Annotated in this window: 20 protein-coding genes; 13 read left to right on the forward strand and 7 right to left on the reverse strand. The window is 64.3% G+C overall.

Features of this window, described 5'->3' with window-relative positions; genetic code table 11:
* Nucleotides 1-15: 15 nt before the first annotated feature.
* The 5 genes from DOM36_RS10100 (at nt 16) to DOM36_RS10120 (ending at nt 6,502) form a co-directional block, all read left to right on the forward strand.
* The gene (locus DOM36_RS10100; protein WP_198651260.1) at nt 16-819 is read left to right on the forward strand and encodes an ABC transporter permease; all 804 of its coding nucleotides are present in this window, start codon (nt 16-18) and stop codon (nt 817-819) included.
* The gene (locus DOM36_RS10105; RefSeq protein WP_110643024.1) at nt 816-2,540 is read left to right on the forward strand and encodes an ABC transporter ATP-binding protein; all 1,725 of its coding nucleotides are present in this window, start codon (nt 816-818) and stop codon (nt 2,538-2,540) included. Before DOM36_RS10100 ends, DOM36_RS10105 begins: the two co-directional genes overlap by 4 nt.
* A gap of 65 nt (nt 2,541-2,605) precedes the next feature.
* On the forward strand, nt 2,606-4,126 hold the full coding sequence (locus DOM36_RS10110) for a M81 family metallopeptidase (RefSeq protein ID WP_110643025.1): 1,521 nt from the start codon (nt 2,606-2,608) through the stop codon (nt 4,124-4,126).
* A gap of 46 nt (nt 4,127-4,172) precedes the next feature.
* A complete protein-coding gene (locus DOM36_RS10115; protein WP_110643026.1) occupies nt 4,173-5,369 on the forward strand; it encodes a M20 aminoacylase family protein in 1,197 nt (398 codons plus the stop codon).
* A complete protein-coding gene (locus DOM36_RS10120; protein WP_110643027.1) occupies nt 5,366-6,502 on the forward strand; it encodes a M20/M25/M40 family metallo-hydrolase in 1,137 nt (378 codons plus the stop codon). Before DOM36_RS10115 ends, DOM36_RS10120 begins: the two co-directional genes overlap by 4 nt.
* Before the next feature lie 28 nt (nt 6,503-6,530).
* On the opposite strand, the gene arfB is transcribed toward DOM36_RS10120, so the two are convergent.
* The 3 genes from arfB to DOM36_RS10135 are packed head-to-tail and all read right to left on the reverse strand — an operon-like array spanning nt 6,531 to nt 8,716.
* Nucleotides 6,531-6,947: an alternative ribosome rescue aminoacyl-tRNA hydrolase ArfB gene (gene arfB, locus DOM36_RS10125; RefSeq protein WP_110643028.1), complete on the reverse strand. Its 417-nt coding sequence runs from the start codon at nt 6,945-6,947 to the stop codon at nt 6,531-6,533.
* A 42-nt stretch (nt 6,948-6,989) separates the two neighbouring features.
* Nucleotides 6,990-7,436 carry an NUDIX domain-containing protein gene (locus tag DOM36_RS10130; protein WP_075569975.1) on the reverse strand — a complete coding sequence of 149 codons (447 nt, stop codon included), beginning with the start codon at nt 7,434-7,436 and terminating at the stop codon, nt 6,990-6,992.
* Entirely contained in the window at nt 7,436-8,716 is a 1,281-nt protein-coding gene (locus tag DOM36_RS10135) for an FAD-dependent oxidoreductase (protein ID WP_157958621.1), read from the reverse strand. Before DOM36_RS10135 ends, DOM36_RS10130 begins: the two co-directional genes overlap by 1 nt.
* Before the next feature lie 186 nt (nt 8,717-8,902).
* Between DOM36_RS10135 and DOM36_RS10140 the strand changes: the two genes are divergently transcribed.
* Nucleotides 8,903-9,505, forward strand: a complete 603-nt coding sequence (locus DOM36_RS10140; protein ID WP_198651261.1) for a TetR/AcrR family transcriptional regulator — start codon at nt 8,903-8,905, stop codon at nt 9,503-9,505.
* Between the two features lie 15 nt (nt 9,506-9,520).
* On the opposite strand, the gene asd is transcribed toward DOM36_RS10140, so the two are convergent.
* Nucleotides 9,521-10,369 carry an archaetidylserine decarboxylase gene (asd, locus tag DOM36_RS10145; protein ID WP_110643031.1) on the reverse strand — a complete coding sequence of 283 codons (849 nt, stop codon included), beginning with the start codon at nt 10,367-10,369 and terminating at the stop codon, nt 9,521-9,523.
* A 129-nt stretch (nt 10,370-10,498) separates the two neighbouring features.
* Nucleotides 10,499-11,329 carry a sulfurtransferase gene (locus tag DOM36_RS10150; protein WP_110643032.1) on the reverse strand — a complete coding sequence of 277 codons (831 nt, stop codon included), beginning with the start codon at nt 11,327-11,329 and terminating at the stop codon, nt 10,499-10,501.
* Between the two features lie 302 nt (nt 11,330-11,631).
* On the opposite strand from DOM36_RS10150, the gene DOM36_RS10155 reads away from it, so the two are divergent.
* On the forward strand, nt 11,632-12,948 hold the full coding sequence (locus DOM36_RS10155) for an NCS2 family permease (RefSeq protein WP_110643033.1): 1,317 nt from the start codon (nt 11,632-11,634) through the stop codon (nt 12,946-12,948).
* 448 nt (nt 12,949-13,396) lie between these two features.
* On the opposite strand, the gene rsgA is transcribed toward DOM36_RS10155, so the two are convergent.
* On the reverse strand, nt 13,397-14,440 hold the full coding sequence (gene rsgA, locus DOM36_RS10160; protein ID WP_110643034.1) for a small ribosomal subunit biogenesis GTPase RsgA: 1,044 nt from the start codon (nt 14,438-14,440) through the stop codon (nt 13,397-13,399).
* A 136-nt stretch (nt 14,441-14,576) separates the two neighbouring features.
* Here rsgA and orn point away from each other — a divergent pair, with 136 nt between their 5' ends.
* Nucleotides 14,577-15,146, forward strand: a complete 570-nt coding sequence (orn, locus tag DOM36_RS10165; RefSeq protein ID WP_075569968.1) for an oligoribonuclease — start codon at nt 14,577-14,579, stop codon at nt 15,144-15,146.
* A gap of 56 nt (nt 15,147-15,202) precedes the next feature.
* Here the strand turns inward: orn and queG are convergent, their stop codons facing one another.
* Complete coding sequence (gene queG, locus DOM36_RS10170) at nt 15,203-16,294, reverse strand: tRNA epoxyqueuosine(34) reductase QueG (RefSeq protein ID WP_075569967.1); 1,092 nt, start codon at nt 16,292-16,294, stop codon at nt 15,203-15,205.
* Between the two features lie 178 nt (nt 16,295-16,472).
* Between queG and DOM36_RS10175 the strand changes: the two genes are divergently transcribed.
* From DOM36_RS10175 to miaA, 5 genes are all read left to right on the forward strand, one after another.
* The gene (locus DOM36_RS10175; RefSeq protein ID WP_110643035.1) at nt 16,473-17,990 is read left to right on the forward strand and encodes an NAD(P)H-hydrate dehydratase; all 1,518 of its coding nucleotides are present in this window, start codon (nt 16,473-16,475) and stop codon (nt 17,988-17,990) included.
* The gene (gene tsaE / locus DOM36_RS10180) at nt 17,974-18,468 is read left to right on the forward strand and encodes a tRNA (adenosine(37)-N6)-threonylcarbamoyltransferase complex ATPase subunit type 1 TsaE (RefSeq protein ID WP_075569965.1); all 495 of its coding nucleotides are present in this window, start codon (nt 17,974-17,976) and stop codon (nt 18,466-18,468) included. Before DOM36_RS10175 ends, tsaE begins: the two co-directional genes overlap by 17 nt.
* A gap of 149 nt (nt 18,469-18,617) precedes the next feature.
* Nucleotides 18,618-20,039, forward strand: coding sequence for an N-acetylmuramoyl-L-alanine amidase (locus tag DOM36_RS10185; RefSeq protein WP_232823804.1), 1,422 nt, complete (start codon nt 18,618-18,620; stop codon nt 20,037-20,039).
* Between the two features lie 27 nt (nt 20,040-20,066).
* Entirely contained in the window at nt 20,067-22,046 is a 1,980-nt protein-coding gene (gene mutL / locus DOM36_RS10190) for a DNA mismatch repair endonuclease MutL (protein ID WP_110643036.1), read from the forward strand.
* Between the two features lie 54 nt (nt 22,047-22,100).
* A complete protein-coding gene (gene miaA, locus DOM36_RS10195) occupies nt 22,101-23,057 on the forward strand; it encodes a tRNA (adenosine(37)-N6)-dimethylallyltransferase MiaA (protein ID WP_075570019.1) in 957 nt (318 codons plus the stop codon).
* Nucleotides 23,058-23,067: the final 10 nt, after the last annotated feature.

Genomic DNA, 23,067 nt, shown 5'->3' on the forward strand with positions numbered 1-23,067 from the left:
CGTCCAGGATGGGCGGTGATCGTCGCTGCCATCTGCCTGGCGTCGATCGTGATCATCGCCATTCTGGCACCCTGGCTGGCGCCTCACGATCCGCTCGACATGTCACCGGCCGATCGTCTGAAGCCACCCAGCGATACCTACTGGCTGGGCAGCGATGCCTATGGCCGGGATCTGCTGTCGAGAGTGCTCTATGGTGCCAGGATTTCCTTGATCGTGGGTATCGGCAGCGCGCTGATCAGCGTCGTCGTCGGCCTGCCGCTCGGCATACTCGCGGGTTTCTTCCGCGGCCTGGATGCGGTGATCATGCGAGTCATGGATGGTCTGATGGCGATTCCGAGCGTGCTGCTGGCAATCGCCATCGTCTCCCTGATCAGCGCCAACCTGTGGACGGTCATGGCCGCGATCACCATTCCGGAAATTCCCCGGATCGTGCGTCTGGTCCGTTCGGTGGTGCTGTCGGCGCGGGAAGAACCCTACGTCGAGGCAGCCGTATCGCTGGGAAGCAGCCTTCCCACGGTCATGTGGCGACATCTGATGCCCAATACGCTGGCCCCGTTGATCGTCATGAGCACCTACATCTGCGCCTCGGCCATTCTGACCGAAGCCATTCTCTCCTTCCTGGGCGCCGGCCTCGGTACCGAAACGCCGACCTGGGGCAACATCATGGCGGAGGGCCGAACCTACTTCCTGATCAAGCCATCGTTGATCTTCTGGCCGGGTATCGTGTTGTCGATCTGCATTCTCTCGATCAATCTGCTTGGCGATGCCGCGCGTGACCGTCTCGACCCCAGGCTGCAGAAGCGAGGAGCTGCGCAATGAGCGACGACGTCATTCATTCAGGATCCGCATCAGCGCTGGTGCTGGATATCCGAGGGCTCCAGGTCGCGACGCAGTCGTCGCCTGCCAAGCCCATCCTCAAGGGTATCGATTTCGCGATCGCGCCGGGCGAGACGCTCTGCCTGGTGGGGGAGTCCGGCTCCGGCAAATCGGTGACTTCGCTGGCGGTGATGGGCTTGCTGCCCAAAGGCAGCTTGAAAGCGACCGGCGGGCGCATCGAACTGGAGGGCGATTCGCTGCTCGAGGTTTCCTCGACGCGGCTGCGGGACCTGCGGGCCAGCCGCATGGCGATGATCTTCCAGGAGCCGATGACCGCGCTCAATCCGTTGATGCGGGTCGGGGAACAGATCGAAGAGGTGCTGATCATGCACCAGAAAGGTCTCTCTTCGGCGCAGCGGCGCGAACGCGTGCTCGAGATGCTCGACCAGGTCCAGTTGCCGGATATCGAACGTGTCTTCGACAGCTGGCCACACCAACTCTCCGGCGGCCAGCGTCAGCGCATCATGATCGCCATGGCCTTGATTCTCGAACCCAAGCTGCTGATTGCCGACGAGCCCACGACGGCCCTGGACGTCACTACGCAGAAGCAGATTCTCAAGCTGATCAAGGCATTGCAGGAGCGCCATGGCACCTCGGTGCTGTTCATCACGCACGACATGGGGGTCGTGGCCGATATCGCGGACCGTGTCTGCGTGATGCGCCATGGCGAGGTCGTGGAGACGCAACCCATCGAAGAGCTGTTGCGACGGCCCAGGACGGATTATACCCGCCAGCTACTGACGGCGGTGCCGAGTCTGCGGCCGAGAGCGGCACGCGCCGTGACCGACCGCGAAATCGTGCTGGAGGCGATCGAACTCGAGAAACGTTATGGCGAGCGCTCGGCCTGGGCGCGCTGGACCGGCAAGGCGACGTCGCAGACGCTCGCGGCCAGCGATATCAACTTCGCCCTGACGCGCGGGCGGACGCTGGGCATCGTTGGCGAGAGCGGCTCCGGCAAGTCCACCGTCGCACGTTGCGTGATGCGCATGATCGAGCCGACCGGCGGGGGCGTGAGGGTCATGGGCAAGGATATTGCCAGCCTGGGGAGAGCAGCGCTGAAGCCCCATCGCAAGCGTATCCAGATGATCTTCCAGGATCCCTTCCGCTCGCTCAACCCGCGTCTGAAGATTGCCACCAGTCTGGTCGAAGGTCCGGTCAATTACGGTACGTCTCGGGAAGAGGCGCTGGCGAAAGCCGCCGAACTGCTGGCGCTGGTGGGGTTGCCGAAAGATGCACTGGACCGCTACCCCCATCAGTTTTCCGGCGGACAGCGTCAGCGTATCGCCATTGCGCGGGCGCTGGCGATGGAGCCCGACGTGCTGGTCGCCGACGAAGCGGTCTCGGCGCTGGATGTCTCGGTCCAGGCCCAGGTGCTCGAGCTGCTCGACGACCTTCAGCGCCGGCTCGGCATCGCCGTGCTGTTCATTACCCACGATCTACGTGTCGCCGCCCAGATCTGTGACGAGGTGATGGTGATGCAGAAAGGCGTGGTCGTGGAATATGGCCCGGCCGAGCGCGTGCTGGGCTCGCCGGAACATCCCTACACGCGCTCGCTGATGCTGGCGGCGCCCGGACGGCACTGGGACTTTTCGGAATTCCGGCCTCTCGATCGCGTCTTCGAAGAGACCTCGACGGCCACATCGACCGCCATCATCTATCAGTGACTGGCCGGGTGCCACATGGCGAAGTCGCCGATTCTTCACGACTTATTGGACTCAAGGAACTGTTCATGTCACAGCCCCGGATTGCCGTCGGCGGTTTTCTCCACGAAACCAACACTTTTGCGCCCAGCCCGGCGACCTACGAGGACTTCTTGCGCGGTGGGGGCGCGCCCCCGCTGAGCGAAGGCGAAGCGATCTTCGACGCGGTGGCGAATAGCAATATTGGCCTTTGCGGTTTCATCGATGCCCCCGAAGCCCGGACATGGAGTCTGATCCCTACGCTCTGGACGGCGGCGAGTCCGTCGGCTCACGTCACGCAGGATGCCTTCGAGCGTATCGCGGCGCGTCTGCTGGCGGCCATCGATAGAGCCATGCCGCTCGACGGCGTCTATCTCGATCTGCACGGCGCCATGATCACCCAACACTTCGATGACGGCGAAGGCGAGTTGCTGCGTCGCGTCAGGGCCCTTGTGGGTGAAGAGGTTCCGATCGTCGCCACGCTGGATCTGCACGGCAACGTCACGCCGACGATGGTCGAGCAGGCCGATATGCTGATCGCTTACCGTACCTATCCGCACATCGACATGGCGGCAACCGGCGCCCGCTGCGCCACTGCCATGGCGAGGCTGCTATCGGGCAAAAGCCGCCCGGCGAAGGCGTTTCGTCAGCTCGATTTTCTGATGCCGATCGCCTGGCAGTGCACAGCGCAGGAGCCGTGCCGCTCGCTCTATGCCGAGGTGGCGGCAATGGAGAGCGAGTCCTTGCCTTCGATCTCGTTCCTGACCGGCTTCCCGGCCGCCGATTTCGCCGACTGCGGCCCTTGCGTCGTGGTGTACGGAACCGATCCTGAGAGTGCGGATCAGGCCGCCGGTCGGCTGGCGGCGAGGATAGCGGCGCAGGAGCCGGCGTTCGCGGGGCGAGTGTTCGAGCCGGAAGCGGGCGTGCGTGAGGCGATGCGGCTGGCGGAAAGCGCGGCAAGGCCAGTGGTGATCGCCGATACCCAGGACAACCCCGGCGCGGGTGGCGACTCCGACACCATGGGCATGCTGAAAGCGCTCATCGCTTGCGGGGCGGAGCGCGCTGCGATCGGCAACGTGTTCGATCCTGCCGCGGCCAGGGCCGCACACGAGGCGGGCGTCGGCGCGGTGATCCGGCTGGCGCTCGGCGGGCATTCCGGCGTGGAAGGGGATTCGCCGCTGGAGGCTGAGTTCACGGTCGAAGCGCTCTCGGACGGTCGCTTTGTCGCGCCCGGCCCCTATTACGGCGGTGGGCGTCTCGACATGGGCCCATCCGCCTGCCTGCGAATCGGCGACGTACGTGTCGTGGTGGTCAGCCGCAAGGCGCAGATGGCGGACCAGGCGATGTATCGTTCTGTGGGCATCGAACCCTTGGAGCAGGCCATTCTGGTCAACAAGAGTTCGGTGCATTTCCGGGCCGATTTCGCGCCGATTGCGGAGACGATTCTGGTCTGCGCCGCGCCCGGACCGATGGCCGTCGATCCGGCCGATCTGCCGTGGCAACGCCTTCGCCCAGGCATCCGGACGTCGCCTCTCGGCAGGCCCTTCGTCCCTGTCGTCGAACCCGCCTGAGCGCGACTTTCGCCAATGCCGATGTTTCCCCTACCGAGGAGTTCTCATGACCACGTTGCCCCGTATCGATGGCTTTACCGACGAACTGATCGAGATTCGTCACGACATTCACGCCCATCCGGAAATCGGTTTCGAAGAGCAGCGTACCTCCGCGATCGTCGCCGCCTATCTGCAAGCGCTGGGACTCGAGGTTCACACCGGCATCGGCAAGACCGGCGTCATCGGCCTGATCGACGGCCAGCGAGGGCCGGGCAGGACGCTCGGGCTGCGTGCCGACATGGACGCGTTGCCGATGAATGAGGAAACGGAGCTGCCGTTCGCCTCGAAGCACCCCGGTCGTTTTCATGGCTGTGGTCATGACGGTCATACCACGATGCTGCTGGGCGCAGCACGCTACCTTGCCGAGACCCGGGACTTCGCCGGGCGCGTGATGTTGGTCTTCCAGCCGGCGGAGGAGGGGCTGGGCGGCGCGCGGGCGATGATCGCCGAAAAGCTGTTCGAGCGTTTTCCCTGTGACGAAATCTATGCGCTGCACAATGCGCCGCACCTCGATCATGGACAGGTCCGCGTGATGTCCGGCAAGGCGATGGCGGGCGCCGAGTTCTTCGATATTGCCATTCGCGGTCGGGGCAGTCATGGCGCGCAGCCTAACAACGCCCGCGATCCGATCGTGGTGGCGACGCAGCTCTCCCAGGCCATGCAGAGCATCGTCAGCCGCAACGTCAATCCCCTGGACGCAGCGGTGGTGTCGGTCACCCAGTTGCACTCGGGCTCCGCCTACAACGTGATTCCGCAGTCGGCTACGCTCTCCGGCACCATTCGCACCTTCGATGACACCGTCGCCGCGCTGATCCACGGACGCATCCGTGAGCTGGCCACCGGGCTTGCGGACGCCTACGGGGTCGAGATCGATGTCGATATCCGCAACATCTTCTCGGTACTGGAGAATCATCCCGAGCAGACCGAGGCGCTGGCGGCCGCGGCCAGGGATATCGTCGGTGATGCCAACGTGGCCGATCTCGTCCGACCGGCGATGGGCAGCGAGGATTTCGCCGATATGCTGAAAATGGTGCCGGGTTCCTACTGCTGGGTTGGCCATGCCGGCGATATTCCGGTGCACAATCCGGCGTTCGTGCTCGACGATGGAATCCTGCCGATCGGGGCAAGCCTGCTGGCGCGGATCGCTGAACGTCGTCTCAACGAACGGGTGGAGATGAGCGCTACCCAGGCGATGAGCGCATGAGTCTCGCCGCCACCCTCGAGTTCGATATCGATGAGATGCTGGCCGGGCTACAGCGCTGGGTCGAATGCGAGAGTCCGACCTTCGATATCGCTGCCGTCAATCGCATGATGACGCTGGCCTCGGACGATCTCGTGGCGATGGGGGCTAACGTCGAACGCGTTTCCGGGCCTGCGGGGCTGGGCGACTGTCTCAAGGCGAGCTTTCCGCATCTCAGGCAGGCCGAAGGCGGCATCCTGATCATGGCGCATCTGGATACCGTCCATCCGGTCGGCACGCTGGAGACATTGCCGTTTCGGCGCGACGGTGATCGCTGTTATGGCCCTGGAATCTGTGACATGAAGGGCGGCACCTATGCGGCGCTTCGCGCCGTGGTTGCGCTCCAGCAGGCGGGTGTCGACATGGCGCTGCCGATCCATGTGCTGCTGACCTGCGACGAGGAGATCGGCAGCCCCGGTACCCGCGAACTGATCGAGCGCGAGGCGGCGAGGCATCGTTACATCCTGGTTCCGGAACCGGCGCGTGCGGGCAATGGTGTGATCACCGGGCGCTATGCGATCGCGCGTTTCGAGCTGCTCGCTCACGGTCGGCCGAGCCATGCCGGGGCGGCGCTGGCGGATGGCCATTCCGCGATTCGTGAGATGGTTGCACGAATTCCCGAGATCGAGTCGATGACCAATGATGACTGCACCTTCAGTGTTGGCGTGGTACAGGGCGGTCAATGGGTCAACTGTGTCTCTACGAACTGCCGTGGCGAGGCGCTGAGCATGGCCAAGCGTCAGGCCGACCTGGATCGCGGTATCGAACGCATGCTGGCGCTCACCCAGCGCGATGCCGACGGGATCGGCTTCGAGGTCAAGCTCGGTGTGGTTCGGCCGGTATGGGAAGCGGGCCAGGCGACGCTATCGCTCTACGCCCAGGCCAGTAGGGTTGCCGATGAGCTGAAGATGCCGCTGCCGCACGCCAGCAGCGGTGGCGGCTCCGACGGCAATTTCACCGGCGCGATGGGACTGCCGACGCTCGACGGATTAGGCGTGCGCGGTGCAGGAATCCACACGCTGGACGAGCATATCGAGGTCGACAGTCTGGTCGAGCGCGCTCGGTTGATGGCGGGATTGATGACGGCGCTGCGCTGATCGCTAGCGTGTGGAATTGTCGCTCGATCTAGTCATCGACGCGTCCGCGAAGGCGCTTTTTCTGCCCTTGACGGGTCTTGCTGTCGACGCGCTTGCGTTTGGCGCTGCGGCTCGGCTTGGTGGCCTGCCGCGGCTTGTCGCCGTAGATCACGGGTTTGATCAGCTGTTTCAGACGAACGAGTGCCGCTTCCCGGTTGAACTCCTGGGTGCGGTGCTCCTGCGACTTGATCACGACGACGCCGTCGCGGGTGATGCGTTTGTCACTCAGGGCCAGCAGCTTCTCCTTGAACCCGGGGTGCAGACTGGAGGCGCGGATGTCGAAGCGCAGGTGGATCGCCGAGGAGACCTTGTTGACGTTCTGGCCACCGGCGCCCTGGGCGCGTACGGCAATCAGTTCGATCTCGTTGTCGGGGATCGACACGTTGCGGGAGATTTCCAGTGGCATCGGCTGCTCCCTGAGTGTTCGAAAATGAAGGTAATGCCTCGCTTAGTCGACGCGATAGATACGCCAGCCTTCGGGGCAGGGCCTATCCTGCCACAGGCTGAGCATGGCGTCGCTGGCCGGAAACAGCGGCGTGGGGAGCTCCTTTTGCGGAAACCACGTCCAGCGATCGAATACATCCGGCTCGGTTACGCGGGGCTCGGCGATTTCTTCGCCGAGTGAAATCAGCGCCGCGCCGGTGATCGCGGTGCGGTCGCTGTCCAGTTGTTGCAGGAAGGCGAATATCTCGACCGGCTGTCGAGTGATGATGCCGGTCTCTTCGTGCAGCTCCCGCAGTGCCGCGGCCTCGAAGGTCTCCCCGGGCTCGACGTGTCCACCGGGAAGACACCAGGTGGGCGTTTCGCCGGCCTTGATACGATAGCCGAGCAGCAGGTCGCCGCCGGGGCGGGTGACGATGACACCGACACCCACGCGGGAAAGGGGGACAGCCATCAGAGCGGTTTCTCCTGTAGCGACGCTTCCGACAAGGTCGACAGCACTGCACTGGCCGCATAGTGGCCGCTGATGAAGGCGGCCACGATGCCCCGGAACAGCCCGCAGGCGTCGCCGACCACCCAGGTCGGTTGTCCGGGCAGACGCAGTTGGCCGTCGACGCCGGGATACCAGCCGACGCCCTCGAGGGTCGGGCCGATCAGGCGCGTCGCTTCATGTTCGATCCGGGGAAAGCTGTCGACGAGCTGGCGCAGCCCCTGCAGCATCGCACACGCCACGGCGTCGCCATAGAGGCGCCGCATCCGGGCCGTGGTCTCTGGGTCCTCTTCCAGCCATGCTGACAGGGGAATCTCGAAGTAGGCGTCCCGCTCGGCCATGGCGTCCTGTAATGCCGAAATCGCCTCCCGCGCCATCGACTCGTCGAGAATGCGCGTATTGAAACCGACATTGGAGCGCGCCGTGGGAGGGCCGTCCGAGTGTCCCGATACCGTCCACAGGCCTTGCGTTCGGGTCAGCACGGTCGTGCCGTTGCGGCAGGCGCAGAAAGTGCGCCATTCGATACCGTCTTCGGCCGTCTGCAGTGTCAGCTTGGGATCGAGATTGGAGAATGTCTGGAAGAAAGCCTGTTCGCTGGGCTGGTCGATACGGAAGCCGACTTCCAGGCGGCGGAAGACCTTTTCGATGTTGCCCATGTCCAGCGCACCGAAACGCCCTGTGGCCCAGATCAGTGTCCTGCTGACAAGCGCGCCGAGCGCTGGGTCGGGACCCTCCAATTGCAGGTGATGGCGCTGCTCGTTGGCGTCGTAGCGGTGGGAGATCACGCAGGTTCCGGTTAGGATGTCGATATCGACGCCATTGACCAGGCCGAAGACCATCTCTTCCCGCGCCTGCAGCGGCAGGTAGCGGGAGGGGTAGTCCTTGAGGTTCCAGCGGCCTTCCTCCGGCGAGTAGACGTCGGTTCTGTCCGGGAACGGTGGCGTCTGCATGCCATAGGATTCGAGCAGATCGCAGGTCCAGGCGTAGGCGCGATGCAAGGCCTCGCGTTCCGGCAATTGCCATATCCGCGTTGCGGATGGGAAGAACGAGAACTTGCCGTCCGAGTAGAGGCCGGCTCCGCCTTGGCCTTGGGTCAGATCGGCTTCGTCGTTTCTGTTGCGCCTCGAGATATCCGGACCCCGGTCGATGAGAAGCACCCGGCGTCCCTGACCAGAGAGTCTTTGGGCGGCGGCCAGCCCGGCGGGACCGGCTCCGACGATGGTGACGTCATAACTCTCCATCATAACTCTCCATGATGAGGCTCGAGCAGCAATGCTTGTCGAACGACGATGGGATGCCCGTGACATCGGGGTCGGCGGGATCCGAGTCGCGGCGGCGGGTAACAGTTTTTTACTAAAAAATGATACGATACGCTGCGTATCCTATATTATCGTATCTTTCAGGAGCTGTTTTTGACAAGGATGTCTTCCATGCCCGTTGTTTCTCCTGCACGCCCTGGTCGGCCACGCAGCGCCACGGCGTCTGCCGAGGTGATGCGAACAGCCCTGGAACTGGCGCTGGAGGGAGGGATTCACCATGCCACCGTCGAGCGGATAGTCAGCGTCTCGGGCGTGGCCAAGTCGACCATCTATCGACGTTGGCCAAACGCGGTTGCCATCGTCATGGATGCCTTTCTGGAGGCGGTAGGGCCGAGCATCGCCTACGATGACGAACTGCCCGTCGTTGCCAGTTTCCGTCACAGCGTGCTGGCGCTGGCCGAGGTTCTCAACGGCCCTCATGGCCGCTTGCTGCAGTATCTGCTGGGCGCCGCCCAATCCGACCCCGTACTGAGCCGTGCCTTCGTCGAGCGTTGGATAGGACCGCGTCGCCAGATGGGGCGGCAAGCCATCGTCGGTGCCGTCGAGCGAGGCGAGCTTAGCCCGGAGATCGATCCGGACCTGAGCATGGATCTGATCTACGGGGCAGTCTACTACCGGCTGTCGGTCTCCTTTTGCGAGATCGACCAGGATTTCGTCGAAGCGGTCATCGATCGGGCGCTGGGGCCCTACGTACGGGACCGGCCCGACCGATAGCCGGTGCCAGCCGGTTCACGCGGTCCCTGGCAGGGCGCCCATCGTCTGCCCCATGCTGATCGGGCTGCCTGCGGGGTCGAAAGCGCCGAACGCGGTGTCTCGGCCCATGCACATCACCACGGTGGAGCCGAGCTTGAAGCGGCCCATCTCCTGGCCTTTCTCGATCACGATCGGCTCGTCGAAGCGAGTCGTCTGGATGCGGCCGCTCAGCGGCGTGACCTGGCCGGCCCAGGTGGTTTCGATGGCGGCGACGATCATCGCGCCGACCAGTACCATGGCCAGCGGCCCGTGCTCGGTATCGAAGATGCAGACCAGACGCTCGTTGCGCGCGAACAGACCGGGTACGTAGCTGGCGGTGGCCTGATTGACCGAGAAAAGCCGTCCGGGTACGTAGGTCATCTCGCGCAGGGTTCCGGTCATCGGCATGTGAACGCGATGGTAGTCCTTCGGCGACAGGTAGACCGTGGCGAAGCTGCCCTGGCGGAAAGGAGCGGCCCGCGCGACGTCACCGCCGAGCAGGGCGCCCAGCGAATAGGTCTGACCCTTGGCCTGGATCAGAGTGCCGTGCTCGATACGACCGTAGCGCGACAGCACACCGTCGGCTGGCGATACCAGGCCCTCGCCAATGGGACGAGCGTCGGGCTTGAGTGCGCGGGTGAAGAAGTCGTTGAAGCAGGCGTAGGTGTTCGGGTCGGGCTCCCGAGCCTGGGTCATGTCGACGCCGTAGGTGCGTATGAAGCGACGAATGAACTGATCCTTGACCCAGGGAACCCGGCAGTCGGCGACCAGGCCGATCAGACGCGAGATCGCGTGGTGAGGTAGCGGGTACTGAATTCTGGCGAAGAGTTCCTGGCGATCCACGATGACGACCCCGATATTTGGAAAGGCGGACTAACTGAAAGACGGACGAGCGGGAAGGCGGACAAGGTAGCGAGACTACCCGGCCCGCGCAATAGACGGCACGATGTGCGCTACTGGTGTCAGTAGCGCGAGCTATTTCTCGACCGGAGTGTCGTCGCGGTTGCCCCACTCCTTCCAGGAGCCGGGGTAGGCGCGGACGTTGTCGTAGCCGAGCGCCTTGGCGGCAAGCCAGGTCAGGCCGCTGCGGTGATGGGTCTGACAGTGAGTGACGATCTCCTTGTCCTGAGTCAGGCTGCGAGCTTCCAGCTCGGTGACGAGCTCGGCGTAATCGCGAAGCCGCAGGTCGCGACCCTTGTCCATCACCTCCAGCCAGTCGAGATTGACCGCCCCGGGGATGTGGCCGAGTTGGCGGTTGTCGCCCTTGACGCCCCGGTACTCTTCGTCGGAACGGGCATCCCAGATCGCGAGCGCCGGATCATCGAGACGCTCGAGCAGTTCCTCGCGCCGGATCTGGACCTGGGGATTGAGATAGGCCGCCTCGTACTCGCTCGGGGTCGGCGAGGCTGGCGTGGTGGAAAGCGGCTGGCCATCGGCGCGCCAGGCGTGAATGCCCCCGTTGAGATACGAGTAGCGACGATGTCCGATCAGCTCCAGTGTCCACAGCAGCCGCCCGGCCCAGCCACCACCTTCATCGTCATAGGCGACCACGTGGGTTTCCGGCGTCAGCCCGAGTTCGGAAAACAGTGCGCTCAGTGCGGCTTCCGAGGGCACGTCGTTGGGGACTTCGCCCGAGCCTGCCAGCAGGCGCCGGGCGTCGAGAAAGACTGCACCCGGCACGTGGCCCGATTCGTAGCTTTCGGGCTTGAGAGGCACGTCGATGATCAGCAGATGGGGATCCTCGAGGTGTCGGGACAGCGTGGCCGAATCCAGAATCAGCGGCAACTGCGGGATTTCCGAACTCATGAGCGGTGACTCCTGTCGTGATCGTTGCTGCCGTCATCGTCATGCGGCGATGGGGACGATGATGGCACAACGATACTGGGTGAGGGTAGCGGATGGCGTCGCCGAGCGGATTCGCTATACTGCGCGCCGCTCGAGGGTGGCGTCTACCCGTCGTTTCGCCGAGCCCGGACCGGTTTTTTGACCCAATGGCGTCTCGGCACTTTTCACGGGGGCCATCCTCGGCTACAAAATTCACGGACGCGAGCGGCTCGCGTCACCAATAACAATCATGATTGCCAGGAGATTGCTGCGTGCTTGAAAAAATGTTCTCTCTACGTTCGCTGGGAACGACGGTCAAGACCGAAGTGCTGGCGGGCATCGCGACCTTCCTGGCGGCGATGTACATCATCGTGGTCAACCCCTCGATCCTCTCCAGCGCGGGTGTACCGTTTGCCGGCGCGCTGACGGCTACCGTGCTGATCAGTTTCTTCGGCAGCGTGATGATGGGTCTCTACGCGCGCAACCCGATCCTGGTCGCGCCGGGCATGGGGATCAACGCGCTATTCACCTACACCATGGTGCTGGGGGCCGGCATCGAATGGCAGACCGCGCTGGGCTGCGTGTTCTGGTCCGGGGTGCTGTTCGGACTGCTGGCGCTGTTCAACGTGCGTCGCTACGTGGTCGATGCCATTCCGGCGACGCTGCGCCATGCCATTGCCTGCGGTATCGGCCTGTTCATTACCGTGATCGGGCTGGTCAATGCCGGCATGCTGGTCTCCAATCCGGCGACGGTCGTCGGGCTCGGCGAGATGACGCCGACCCTGGTCACGTTTCTGATCGGTCTCGGCATTACCGCGGTATTGGTGGCCAAGCGCATGCAGGGCGCGCTGATCCTGGGGATCATCGTCACCACGCTGCTCGCCATCCCCATCGGCCGTCTGTGGGGCGATGCCAGCGCCATGTCGCCCACCGGTTCGCCGACGCTGGTCAATTTCCACGGCATCTTCGCCTGGCCCGATTTCGGCGCGCTGTGGCAGGTCGACTTCGTCGGTGCGCTGTCGGTGGCCTACTGGCCTTTCATCTTCGTGATTCTGTTCACCACCTTCTTCGACGCGATGTCGACCTTCATCGGCGTGTGCCAGGCGGGCAATCTGCTCGACCAAGATGGCGAGCCGCGCAACATTCGCCGTTCGATGATGGTGGATGCCTTTTCCGCACTGATTTCCGCACCGCTGGGTACCAGCCCGGCCAACGCCTACGTCGAATCCGCGGCCGGTATCAGTCAGGGCGGGCGTTCCGGTCTGGTTGCCGTGGTCGCGGGGCTGCTGTTCCTGCCGTTTCTGTTCCTGTCGCCGTTGCTGTCACTGGTTCCTGCGATTGCCACCGCGCCGGCGCTGATCATGGTCGGGGTGTTCATGCTTTCGCCGATCCGCACCATCGACTGGCAGCAGTACGACGACGCGATCCCGGCCTTCGTGGCGATGCTGCTGATCCCGTTGACCTATTCGATCACCCACGGCGTGGTGTTCGGCTTTCTGACGTTCGTCGTGGTCAAGGTAGGGGTCGGCAAGTCACAGGAAGTGCGCCCGGCGATGTGGGTGCTGTTCTTCCTCTCGATCCTGATGCTGTTCGAGGGCTGATCCAGACGGCCTGCGCTCAGGCCGCTCTTGAGCAATCGCCGCGTCTCAGGGCGCGGCGTTGCATTTCTGAGCCTAGTTGATTTGCTCGAAGTCTCGCACCCTGGACGCCTTCCAGAACGGCGCTGAACGCAGAGCGTCGAGCCGGGTCTCGCATCATGGATGACGAGAGATTGCAGTGGAACTACGACTGCCGAGTCCAATCCAGCCTATGGCTCACCGTGACGAGGGGGCTTAACGCTCGCCCCCTCGTCGCTCCCCCTCTTTTTGCGCCACAAGACGACGAAACCCTGAACGACTTTCCGCTTGCGCCTGGGTCGGCGCACAAGGACATCCCTGTCCAGGCGCGCTTTTTGTGGCATCCATGCCACAAGACCCGGCGCAACGGGAGCCGTTCAGCGTCGTCTCGAAAGGCGCCTGGGGCGGCGGCTTCGATAAACCTTGGTGACTCTCAGGACGCGGCGATGTCGTCTCTGATGCGCTGGAAGCTGGCGAAACGCTGGGAATGGATCTCGCCGCGCTCGACGGCGTCGAGCAGGGCGCAGCCGGGCTCCTGGCGATGGCGGCAGTCGCGGAAGCGGCAGCGGCCGAGATAGGGGCGGAACTCGATGAAACCTTCGGCGAGCTCGCGCTCGTCGAGATGCCAAAGGCCGAATTCCCGGATGCCGGGCGAGTCGATCAGATCGCCGCGTCGCTCTCCGTCGACCGCCGTTTCCAACGGCAGCGGATAGAGACGGGCGGTGGTGGTGGTGTGCTTGCCCTTGCGGGTATCGGTGGACAACGCGCCGATCCGCAAGGTCTCGTCGGGCAGCAGCCGGTCGATCAACGAGGATTTGCCGACCCCGCTCTGGCCAACGAAGACGGAGGTTCGCCCCGCCAGTTGCGTCCATAGCGTTTCCAGCCCCTGCTCGCCACGCGCCGAGGCTTCGATCAGCGGATACCCCAGCTCGCCGTAGCGGGTCAGCATCGCGCGCAATTCCCCGCCTTCTTCCGGCAGCAGGTCGCTCTTGTTGAGCACCAGCACGGGGGGAATCCCGGTGCTTTCGGCGGCGACCAGGTAGCGGTCGATCAGGTTGGGATGCGGTTCCGGCTCGACCGCCACCACGATCAGGATCTGATCGATATTGGCGGCGACCGGGCGCAGTTGACCGTGGACATCAGGACGCTCGAGCACGCTGTGACGCTCGCCGCGGGCGACCACCACGCCGCTGTCATCGTTGGCTTGGCGCCAGATCACCTGATCGCCGGTTACCAGGCCTTCGAGGTTGGCACGCAGATGGCAGCGGTGCAGTCGAATCTGGTCGCCCTCGACGGATTCGACCTCCAGCGAACGGCCGAAGTGGGCAGCGACCCGGCCCGGGCGCTCGGTGCCGTATTCACCGGCATCGAGACGTTCGCTGTCGCGCTCGTCCTTCTTCGACGCTCTTTCGGTGCGTTCGGCCTGAATCTTCTCGACGCGCCAGCGTTGCTGTCGGGTCAGTTTACGGCGGCTCATGGTTGGCGGTGACTCATATCGGGGTTTGCCTACCCGTCATGCCCTGGGGGTAGAATGGCGGGCATTGTAGCCTTTACCGACTTGCCGTGTCCGCCCGCGTCCCCGTGGCCAGCCGACACCGACTCTGGAGTTGTTCATGTCCGACCCATCCGCCTCCGGCGCCCGCAGTGATCTTCTGATCTGGATCGATCTGGAAATGACCGGTCTCGACCCTGATCGGGAACGCATCATCGAAGTGGCGACGCTGATCACCGACGGCGATCTGAACCTGATCGCCGAAGGGCCGGTGCTGGCCGTCCATCAGCCGGATGCGCTGCTCGATGGCATGGACGAGTGGAACCGGAAGACCCATGGCGAGTCCGGCCTGATTCGACGCGTCCGCGAGAGCACCATCGACACCTCGGAAGCGGAGCGGCGCACACTCGAGTTTCTCGGGACCTACGTCACGCCAGGCACGTCACCGGTCTGTGGCAACAGCGTGCATCAGGATCGGCGTTTCATGGAGCGGGAAATGCCGACGCTCAACAACTTCTTCCACTATCGCAACCTGGATGTCTCGACGCTGAAGGAGCTGGCCAAGCGCTGGAATCCGGCGGCGGCAAGCGGCTTCACCAAGCGCAATACCCACCAGGCGCTGGATGACATTCGAGAATCGCTGGCGGAGCTCAAGCATTATCGCGAGACGTTCCTGAAGCTCTCTACCTGAAGCTGTCTTCCCAAAGACAGGATCGGCATGTCGGGTACGAATCGCTTTCGCCAGAATTAGGTGCTGGCGATACGCGCTTCGCGCCTGGTGCGTTGCTCTTCCAGTGCCCAGCGTACGTGTTCGCGAACCAGGTCCGAGGGGTAGGCGAGGCGTGCGCGCAGAGCGCTCTCGACGCGTTCGCTCCAGGGCGCGTTGCCGAGCCCGATAGCGAGGTTGCGCAACCAGCGCTCGTAACCGATGCGCCGGATCGGACTGCCTTCGGTGCGCTTGAGAAATTCGGTCTCGCTCCAGGCGAACAGGTCGATCAGCTCGGCACGGTCCAGATCATGACGCGGGGCGAAATCCGGCTCGGTGCTGGCGCGGGTGAAGCGGGTGAAAGGACAGAATAGCTGGCAGTCGTCGCAACCGTAGACCCGGTTGCCCATGGCCCGGCGAAACTCGGTGGGGATGCTGCCGTGAAGCTCGATGGTCAGATACGAGATGCAGCGCCTGGCATCGATCACCTTGTCGTCGATGATGGCATTGGTGGGGCAGGCGGTCTGGCAGCTCGAGCAGGAACCGCAGTGCTCGCGCTCGAAGGGCGGATCCACCGGCAGCGGGAGATCCGTATAGAGTTCGCCGAGGAAGAACAGCGAGCCGGCCTGAGGATTGAGCAGCATGGCGTTCTTGCCGAACCAGCCAAGCCCCGCTTTCTGGGCCAGCGCTCGCTCCATCACCGGTGCCGAGTCGACAAAGGCACGATAGCCGATCTGGCCGACTTCATCCTCGATCTGGCGGGCCAGCTGATCGAGCCGCTTGCGGATCAGCTTGTGATAGTCGCGGCCCAGCGCGTAGCGTGAAACGTACGCCTTTTCGGGTTGTCCGAGTATTCTGGTGGTCTCGACCTCGGGCGGTAGATAGTCCATGCGCGCGCTGATCACCCGTAGCGTTCCGGGCACGAGTTCCTGTGGCCGCGTGCGTTTGCTGCCGTGCTTGGCCATGTAGTGCATCTCGCCATGGTGCCCGGCTTCCAGCCAGCGTTGCAGATAGCGCTCATGGCTCGACAGATCGGTATCGGTGATACCGATCGCCTGGAAGCCGAGTTCTCGTCCCCACTGCTTGATGCGTGAGGCGAGCGCATTGAGATCGATGCTGGATGGCTGTGACATACCGCCGAAACGCTAACAGGGATAGGGGTGCGCTACCCTACACCACTATTCAGCTTGACGTCAGCCGAACGTCACCGTTACACCCGTGCTGGCGTTCGGCAGCGCCGTTCATCACGGATTGCGTTTACCCATGGCCTCCGGGGTCACCTCCCATTTTCGGAAGACGACAGGAGTCACGATGTCCGCCTCTTTCTCTCAGCGCCCGCTTTATCTCGCCGATCAGGTGCGCGAACTGGATCGCCGAACCATCGAGGCCGAGGGCGACAGCTTCGCGTTGATGCGGCGTGCCGGTGAATCCGCCTACGACACCTTGCGCGCCCGATGGCCGCAGGTACGTCGACTCTGCGTACTCTGCGGCGGCGGCAACAATGGTGGCGATGGTTACGTCATCGCGGCGCTGGCCGCGGCCGATGGCCTGGTGGTCGAACTGGTCGCGCTAAAACCGGCGGCCGAGCTCGAGGGCAGCGCGCGGAAAGCGGCAGCGCTGGCAGCAGAAGCGGGCGTCGAACCGATCGATTGGGCGGACGAGTTGACCCTGGACGGAGAGCTGATCATCGATGCGATGCTCGGCACCGGTGCCCGGGGAGCCCCGCGCCCGCCCTATGCCGCGGCCATCGCCGAGGTCAATGCCAGCGGTCGTCCGGTGGTGGCCATCGACGTGCCGTCCGGCGTCGATGTCGACACCGGCCACGTCGAGGCTGCGGCAGTCCGGGCGACGCTGACGATCACGTTCATCGGTGACAAGTTCGGGCTGCATACCGGTGCGGCGCTCGACGCGGTCGGGGAGATCATCCATGCCACGCTAGGCGTGGATCCGCGGCGTCATGCCGACATCGTGCCGGTGGCCTGGCGCCAGACACGCCAAGACCTGGCGATAGCACTGCCGCCGCGAGCGCCCAACAGCCACAAGGGCAGTCATGGCCACGTGCTGGTGGTGGCCGGTGCGCCGGGCATGGGCGGCGCGGCACTGATGACCAGCGAGATGGTGGCGCGCGTCGGGGCCGGCAAGGTCAGTCTTGCCACCGATGTCGCGCATGTATCGGCCAGCCTGACCCGGTTTCCCGAAATCATGGCACGGGGCGTTCGCGGCGCGCCGGATATCGAGGCGATGGTAGAAACCGCCGATGTCCTGGCCGTCGGCCCCGGGATCGGTACCGGGGCCTGGGGCCAGGCGGCGCTGCAGAGTGTTCTCGCGGCCGGGAAATCCTGCGTGCTGGATGCCGACGCGCTCAATCTGCTGGCGGGGGATGACGGCCAGTCTCGCCGCGACGACTGGATTCTGACACCGCACCCCGGCGAAGCCGGACGACTGCTGGGGCTCTCCACCGGTGAGGTGCAGCGGGATCGACGCCATGCCGTCATTGCCCTGCAGCGGCGCTGGGGCGGCACCATTGTGCTCAAGGGCGCGGGGACGCTGGTCTACGACGGCGAACGGCTCACGCTTTGCCCGTTCGGCAATCCCGGTATGGGCAGCGGTGGCATGGGCGATGCACTGACCGGCATCATCTCAGGGCTCGTCGGCCAGCTCGGATCGCTCGGCGAGGCGGCGAGAATCGGAGTGTTGCTTCACGCACTGGCGGCCGATGCGGCGGCGCTGGATGCCGGCGAGCGTGGTTTGCTGGCGACCGATCTGGCATCCTATGCGCGAACTCTGGCCAACCCTCAATCTGTCTCGACTCATGCCGATCACGCTTAACGACGAAGCCGCCCAGGTAGCTTTCGGGGAATCTCTGGGCCGGGCGCTGGCCGGTCGCGGTCAGATCCACCTGATCGGCGACCTCGGTGCCGGCAAGACCACGCTGGCGCGGGGCATTCTTCGGGCCTACGGCCATGTCGGCGCGGTCAAGAGTCCGACCTACACATTGGTCGAGCCCTATGAGACCGCGTCGGCCCGGATATTTCATTTCGATCTCTATCGTCTGGGTGATCCCGAAGAGCTGGAGTTCCTCGGTGCCCGCGACATGCTGGGCGACGACGCACTCTGTCTGATCGAGTGGCCGAGCCGTGGTGCAGGGTGGCTACCCAGGCCGGATCTCGAGATTCATCTCGCGGTCTGCGCCTCGGGGCGCGTCGCCACGGGCATCGCTCACAGCGAACAGGGAAACACCGTGCTGGCTCAACTGCCGGCTGGATTGCGAGATTCAGTGAGTCACAAGGAAGATGAATGCCGATAGATGTACAAGAGACGCGCCATGACACCACCCAGCCCGGTCGTGAGTCGTTAGCGAAGCCCGTTGTCACCCTGCGTCATGCCACGTCTCTGCTGTTGAGCCTGATGGCGCGCACCTGGCTGCGCATGCACCGATGCAGTGGTCAGCGCCGAATGGCGGGGCTGATCGCAGCCTGTTGCCTTGGCGTCAGCGCGCAGGCTCAGGCCGTCGAGGTGGACAACATGCGGCTGTGGTCGGCGCCGGATCACGTCAGGCTGGTGTTCGACATGTCGGGGCCGGTCAACGCCAACGTCTTCACGCTCGATAACCCCGACCGCGTCGTGATCGACCTTGATAGCACCGATCTGGATTTCGATATCGGCAAGCTCGATCTGGATGACAGCGCCATTTCCAAGGTGCGGACCGGGGTTCGCGAGAGTGGCGGCTTGCGGGTCGTGCTCGACGTCAGCCGCGCCGTCGCGCCCAAGAGTTTCACGCTGCCGCCCAACGATCAGTACAGCGATCGTCTGGTGGTCGATCTCGACTATCCCGGGGCTAGTGCGGTCAAGGACCCCATCGATCCTATCGAAGCGATGATTCGCGACCAGGAGATCGCCGCGCAACGCGCACAGACCGAAGCCGTTGCCGAAGGCAACCCGCGGGAGGCCGAGGCGGTCGCCTCCGCGGTCGAGGCGCAGCCGCATCCCAGGCGCGACATCATCGTCGCCGTCGATCCGGGACACGGTGGCGAAGACCCCGGCGCCTCGGGCCCCGACGGTACGCACGAGAAGGATGTGGTGCTCCAGATCGCGCGCAAGGTGAAGCAGCGCTTCGATCAGACGCCGGGGTTCAAGGCCTTCCTGACCCGCGACGGCGACTACTATATCGGCCTGCGCCAGCGCACGCTGATCGCCCGACAGCAGAAGGCGGACTTCTTCGTCTCGGTCCACGCCGATGCGGTACGCAGCGCCCAGCCTTACGGCAGTTCGGTCTACGCCTTGTCCCAGGGTGGCGCGACCTCGGAAACCGCGCGCTGGCTGGCGGCGAGCGAGAACCAGTCCGACCTGATCGGCGGGGTCGACGGCAATTTGAGCCTCGACGACAAGGATGAGGTGCTTCGCGGCGTGCTGCTCGATCTGACGATGACGGCGACGATGAACGATTCGCTGGCCACCGGCGGTCAGGTGCTCGACCAGCTCGGACGGATCAACAAGCTGCACAAGTCCAGCGTCGAGCAGGCCGGCTTCGTGGTGCTGAAATCACCCGATATTCCGTCACTGCTGGTCGAGACCGGCTTTATCTCCAACCCCCGCGAGGAGGCCCAGCTCAAGTCGCCGGCACACCAGGCCGAGCTCGCCCAGGCGATCTACGAAGGGATCGTGGCGCATTTCCGCCAGCATCCGCCCCCCTCGAGTCTGCTGGCCTGGCAACGTGATCAGGGTCGCGGCAGCGCCAGCAACGAGTATCGGGTGCAGGGCGGGGATACGTTGTCCCAGGTGGCGTCCAGCCATGGCATCAGCATGAAGGTGCTGAAACAGGCCAATGGGCTGGATAGCGATATCCTGCGGGTTGGCCAGGTGCTGACGATCCCATGAAGCCGGGCAACGAACGGGAGTTCACCGATGACTGAATCGTCTCGCATCCGCATTCTCGATCCCCGACTGGCCAACCAGATAGCTGCCGGAGAGGTGGTCGAGCGTCCGGCCTCGGTGGTCAAGGAGATCGTCGAGAACGCCATCGACGCCGGCAGCCAGCGTATCGAGGTCGAACTCGAGGCGGGTGGCTCGCGGTTGATTCGGGTGCGCGACGACGGGATCGGCATCGGCGAGGGTGACCTGCCGCTGGCGCTATCCCGCCACGCCACCAGCAAGATCGCCTCCCTCGACGATCTCGAGGACGTTTCCAGTCTGGGATTTCGGGGCGAGGCGCTGGCATCGATCAGCTCTGTCTCGCGCCTCGAATTGATCTCCAACGCCGCCGACGATCCTTCCGGTGGCTGGCGAGTGGTCGCCGAGGGCCGCCAGATGGAGCCGCGGGTGACGCCTGCGCCGCATCCGCGCGGGACCTCGGTGCTGGTGCGTGATCTGTTCTTCAACACGCCGGCGCGGCGCAAGTTCCTGCGTACCGAGAAGACCGAGTTCGGTCACGTCGAGGAGGCCTTTCGGCGTCTGGCGCTATCCCGTTTCGATATTACCTGGGTGCTGCGTCACAACCAGAAGGTCGTGCATCAGCTGCCCGGCGTGGCCTCGGATCAGGCCGGCCGGGAGCGGCGAATCAGCGAGATGCTGGGCAAGCGTTTCCTGAACGAGGCTTTGCACGTCGAGCTGGAGGTCACCGGGCTCCGGCTGTGGGGGTGGGTCGGGCAGCCGACCTATTCGCGGGCTCAGGCCGATCAGCAGTATTTCTTCGTCAATGGCCGCATCGTCAGGGATCGCCTGGTCGCGCATGCCATTCGTCAGGCCTATCGCGATGTGATGTTTCACGGTCGGCATCCGGTGTTCGTGCTGTATCTGGAGCTCGATCCGCGGGTCGTGGACGTCAATGTGCACCCGACCAAGCATGAAGTGCGCTTTCGCGATGGCCGTCTGGTTCATGATTTCCTGTTCTCGAGCCTGCACCGCGCGCTGGCGTCGGTGAAGCCCAACGAGCCGGCGGCGGAGAGTGCAGAGGCGGGCGAGTCGATCGGCGGTGACATCGAAACGCCGGTTCGGCCAGACCTGGATGACCAGGCATATCCGACCTCGAACGACAGGCCGCCGGATTGGCAGCAGCAGCGCATGCCGCTGGCCGGCCAGCATTCGCCAGGGACAGGGCCGTCCGGGTCGAATCGTCCTGCCGCCCAGCGTATCCGCGAATTCATGGCCGGCTATCATGCGCTGCACCCGGAGCATGAATCGACGCTGCTGACGCCGCGCGAGAACGGTGCAGAAGCGCCGGGCGGCGAAGCGGCCGACACGGCCCTCAAGGAGCGTCCGACTGCCGCGGTGACGACCTTGCCGGCCACCGACGATACGCAGGCGCCACCGCTGGGCTATGCGGTGGCGCAGCTGCACGGCGTCTATATTCTGGCGCAGACCGAACGCGGCATGGTGATCGTCGACATGCATGCCGCCCATGAGCGGATTGTCTACGAACGCATGAAGCAGCAGATTCATGCCGGAGCGCTCGACGCGCAGCCGCTGCTGGTGCCGGTGTCGATGGCGGTCAGTGCCGGCGAGGCCGAAGTCGCAGAGCACGAGCGCGATGCCTTTGCCCGTTTGGGCGTCGTGCTCGATGCCGCCGGCCCGGAGACGCTGCTGATACGGCAGGTGCCGGCGCTGCTGGCGGATGCGGACATCGAACCGCTGATTCGCGACATGCTGGGCGATCTCGAACGTTTCGGACGCTCCGATCGCCTGGAGACCCGTATCAACGAGCTGCTCAGTACGATGGCCTGCCATGGCAGCGTGCGAGCCAATCGACTGCTGACGGTGCCGGAAATGAACGCGCTGCTGCGCGACATGGAGCGCACCGAACGCAGCGGGCAGTGCAATCATGGTCGACCCACCTGGACCGAGATGTCGATGGCCCAGTTGGACAAGCTGTTTCTTCGTGGCCAGTGAACGAGGGCGCCAGTGAACGAAAACGATGATCGCCTGCGCGACGACGATTCTGCGCTGTCACCGTCGGGCTCGCGCCGCGACGACCGTCCGCTGGCGGTCCTTCTGCTCGGGCCCACCGCTTCCGGCAAGACCGACAACGCGATCGCGCTGCACCAGCGTTTCGGCGCCGAGCTGATCAGCGTCGACTCGGCGATGGTCTATCGCGGCATGGACATCGGCACGGCCAAGCCGTCGCCCGACGAGCTGGCGCGGGCACCTCATCGGCTGATCGATATTCGTGATCCGGCCGAAGCCTACACGGCGGCGGAATTTCGCCGCGATGCGTTGCGTGAAATGGAAGCGATCACGGCCTGCGGCAAATTGCCGCTGCTGGTGGGTGGCACGATGATGTACGCCAAGCGTCTCATCGACGGGGTCGCCACCATGCCGGAAGCCGATCCGGCACTGCGCGAAAAACTTCGCCAGCGCGGCGAGCGCGAAGGGTTCGAGGCGCTGCATGCGGAGCTCGCCGGGTTCGATCCCCAGGCGGCCGAGGCGATCCATCCGCGTAACCGCCAGCGTCTGATTCGGGCACTGGAAGTCTATCGATTGAGCGGCGTGGCGCTTTCCGAACACTGGCGACGACAGCAGCGTGAAAACTTTCCGTGGCGGCTGTTGTCCATAGCTCTCGCGCCTGCCGAGCGTCACGTTCTGCATGCGCGTATCGCCCAGCGATTCGATATCATGCTCGCTGGTGGATTCGTGTCGGAAGTGGCTACATTGAAACAGCGGAGCGATCTTCATCCGGACCTGCCATCGATGAAGAGCGTCGGTTACCGGCAGGTGTGGGAGCATCTCGAAGGCGCCTATGATCACGTCGCACTGCGTGAGCGCGGTATCGCCGCCACGCGCCAGCTGGCCAAGCGCCAGCTGACCTGGCTGAGGCGCTGGCCGGACCTTCACTGGGTCGACAGCTGCGCGGCAAATGCTGGTGATCAGATTGCGAAAATCGTGCGTGACCACGGCAGTTAGCGTAAAATGG

The organism is Salinicola sp. CPA57 (assembly GCF_003206035.1).
Classification (GTDB): domain Bacteria; phylum Pseudomonadota; class Gammaproteobacteria; order Pseudomonadales; family Halomonadaceae; genus Salinicola; species Salinicola socius.

Excerpts from the sequence above, each read along its gene's own strand:
- DOM36_RS10105 (WP_110643024.1), top strand. The coding sequence starts at position 816 with ATGAGCGACGACGTCATTCATTCAGGATCCGCATCAGCGCTGGTGCTG.
- DOM36_RS10110 (WP_110643025.1), top strand. The coding sequence starts at position 2,606 with ATGTCACAGCCCCGGATTGCCGTCGGCGGTTTTCTCCACGAAACCAAC.
- DOM36_RS10115 (WP_110643026.1), top strand. The coding sequence starts at position 4,173 with ATGACCACGTTGCCCCGTATCGATGGCTTTACCGACGAACTGATCGAG.
- DOM36_RS10120 (WP_110643027.1), top strand. The coding sequence starts at position 5,366 with ATGAGTCTCGCCGCCACCCTCGAGTTCGATATCGATGAGATGCTGGCC.
- arfB (WP_110643028.1), bottom strand. The coding sequence starts at position 6,947 with ATGCCACTGGAAATCTCCCGCAACGTGTCGATCCCCGACAACGAGATC.
- DOM36_RS10130 (WP_075569975.1), bottom strand. The coding sequence starts at position 7,436 with ATGGCTGTCCCCCTTTCCCGCGTGGGTGTCGGTGTCATCGTCACCCGC.
- DOM36_RS10135 (WP_157958621.1), bottom strand. The coding sequence starts at position 8,716 with ATGATGGAGAGTTATGACGTCACCATCGTCGGAGCCGGTCCCGCCGGG.
- DOM36_RS10140 (WP_198651261.1), top strand. The coding sequence starts at position 8,903 with ATGCCCGTTGTTTCTCCTGCACGCCCTGGTCGGCCACGCAGCGCCACG.
- DOM36_RS10150 (WP_110643032.1), bottom strand. The coding sequence starts at position 11,329 with ATGAGTTCGGAAATCCCGCAGTTGCCGCTGATTCTGGATTCGGCCACG.
- DOM36_RS10155 (WP_110643033.1), top strand. The coding sequence starts at position 11,632 with ATGTTCTCTCTACGTTCGCTGGGAACGACGGTCAAGACCGAAGTGCTG.
- rsgA (WP_110643034.1), bottom strand. The coding sequence starts at position 14,440 with ATGAGCCGCCGTAAACTGACCCGACAGCAACGCTGGCGCGTCGAGAAG.
- orn (WP_075569968.1), top strand. The coding sequence starts at position 14,577 with ATGTCCGACCCATCCGCCTCCGGCGCCCGCAGTGATCTTCTGATCTGG.
- queG (WP_075569967.1), bottom strand. The coding sequence starts at position 16,294 with ATGTCACAGCCATCCAGCATCGATCTCAATGCGCTCGCCTCACGCATC.
- DOM36_RS10175 (WP_110643035.1), top strand. The coding sequence starts at position 16,473 with ATGTCCGCCTCTTTCTCTCAGCGCCCGCTTTATCTCGCCGATCAGGTG.
- tsaE (WP_075569965.1), top strand. The coding sequence starts at position 17,974 with ATGCCGATCACGCTTAACGACGAAGCCGCCCAGGTAGCTTTCGGGGAA.
- DOM36_RS10185 (WP_232823804.1), top strand. The coding sequence starts at position 18,618 with ATGGCGGGGCTGATCGCAGCCTGTTGCCTTGGCGTCAGCGCGCAGGCT.
- mutL (WP_110643036.1), top strand. The coding sequence starts at position 20,067 with ATGACTGAATCGTCTCGCATCCGCATTCTCGATCCCCGACTGGCCAAC.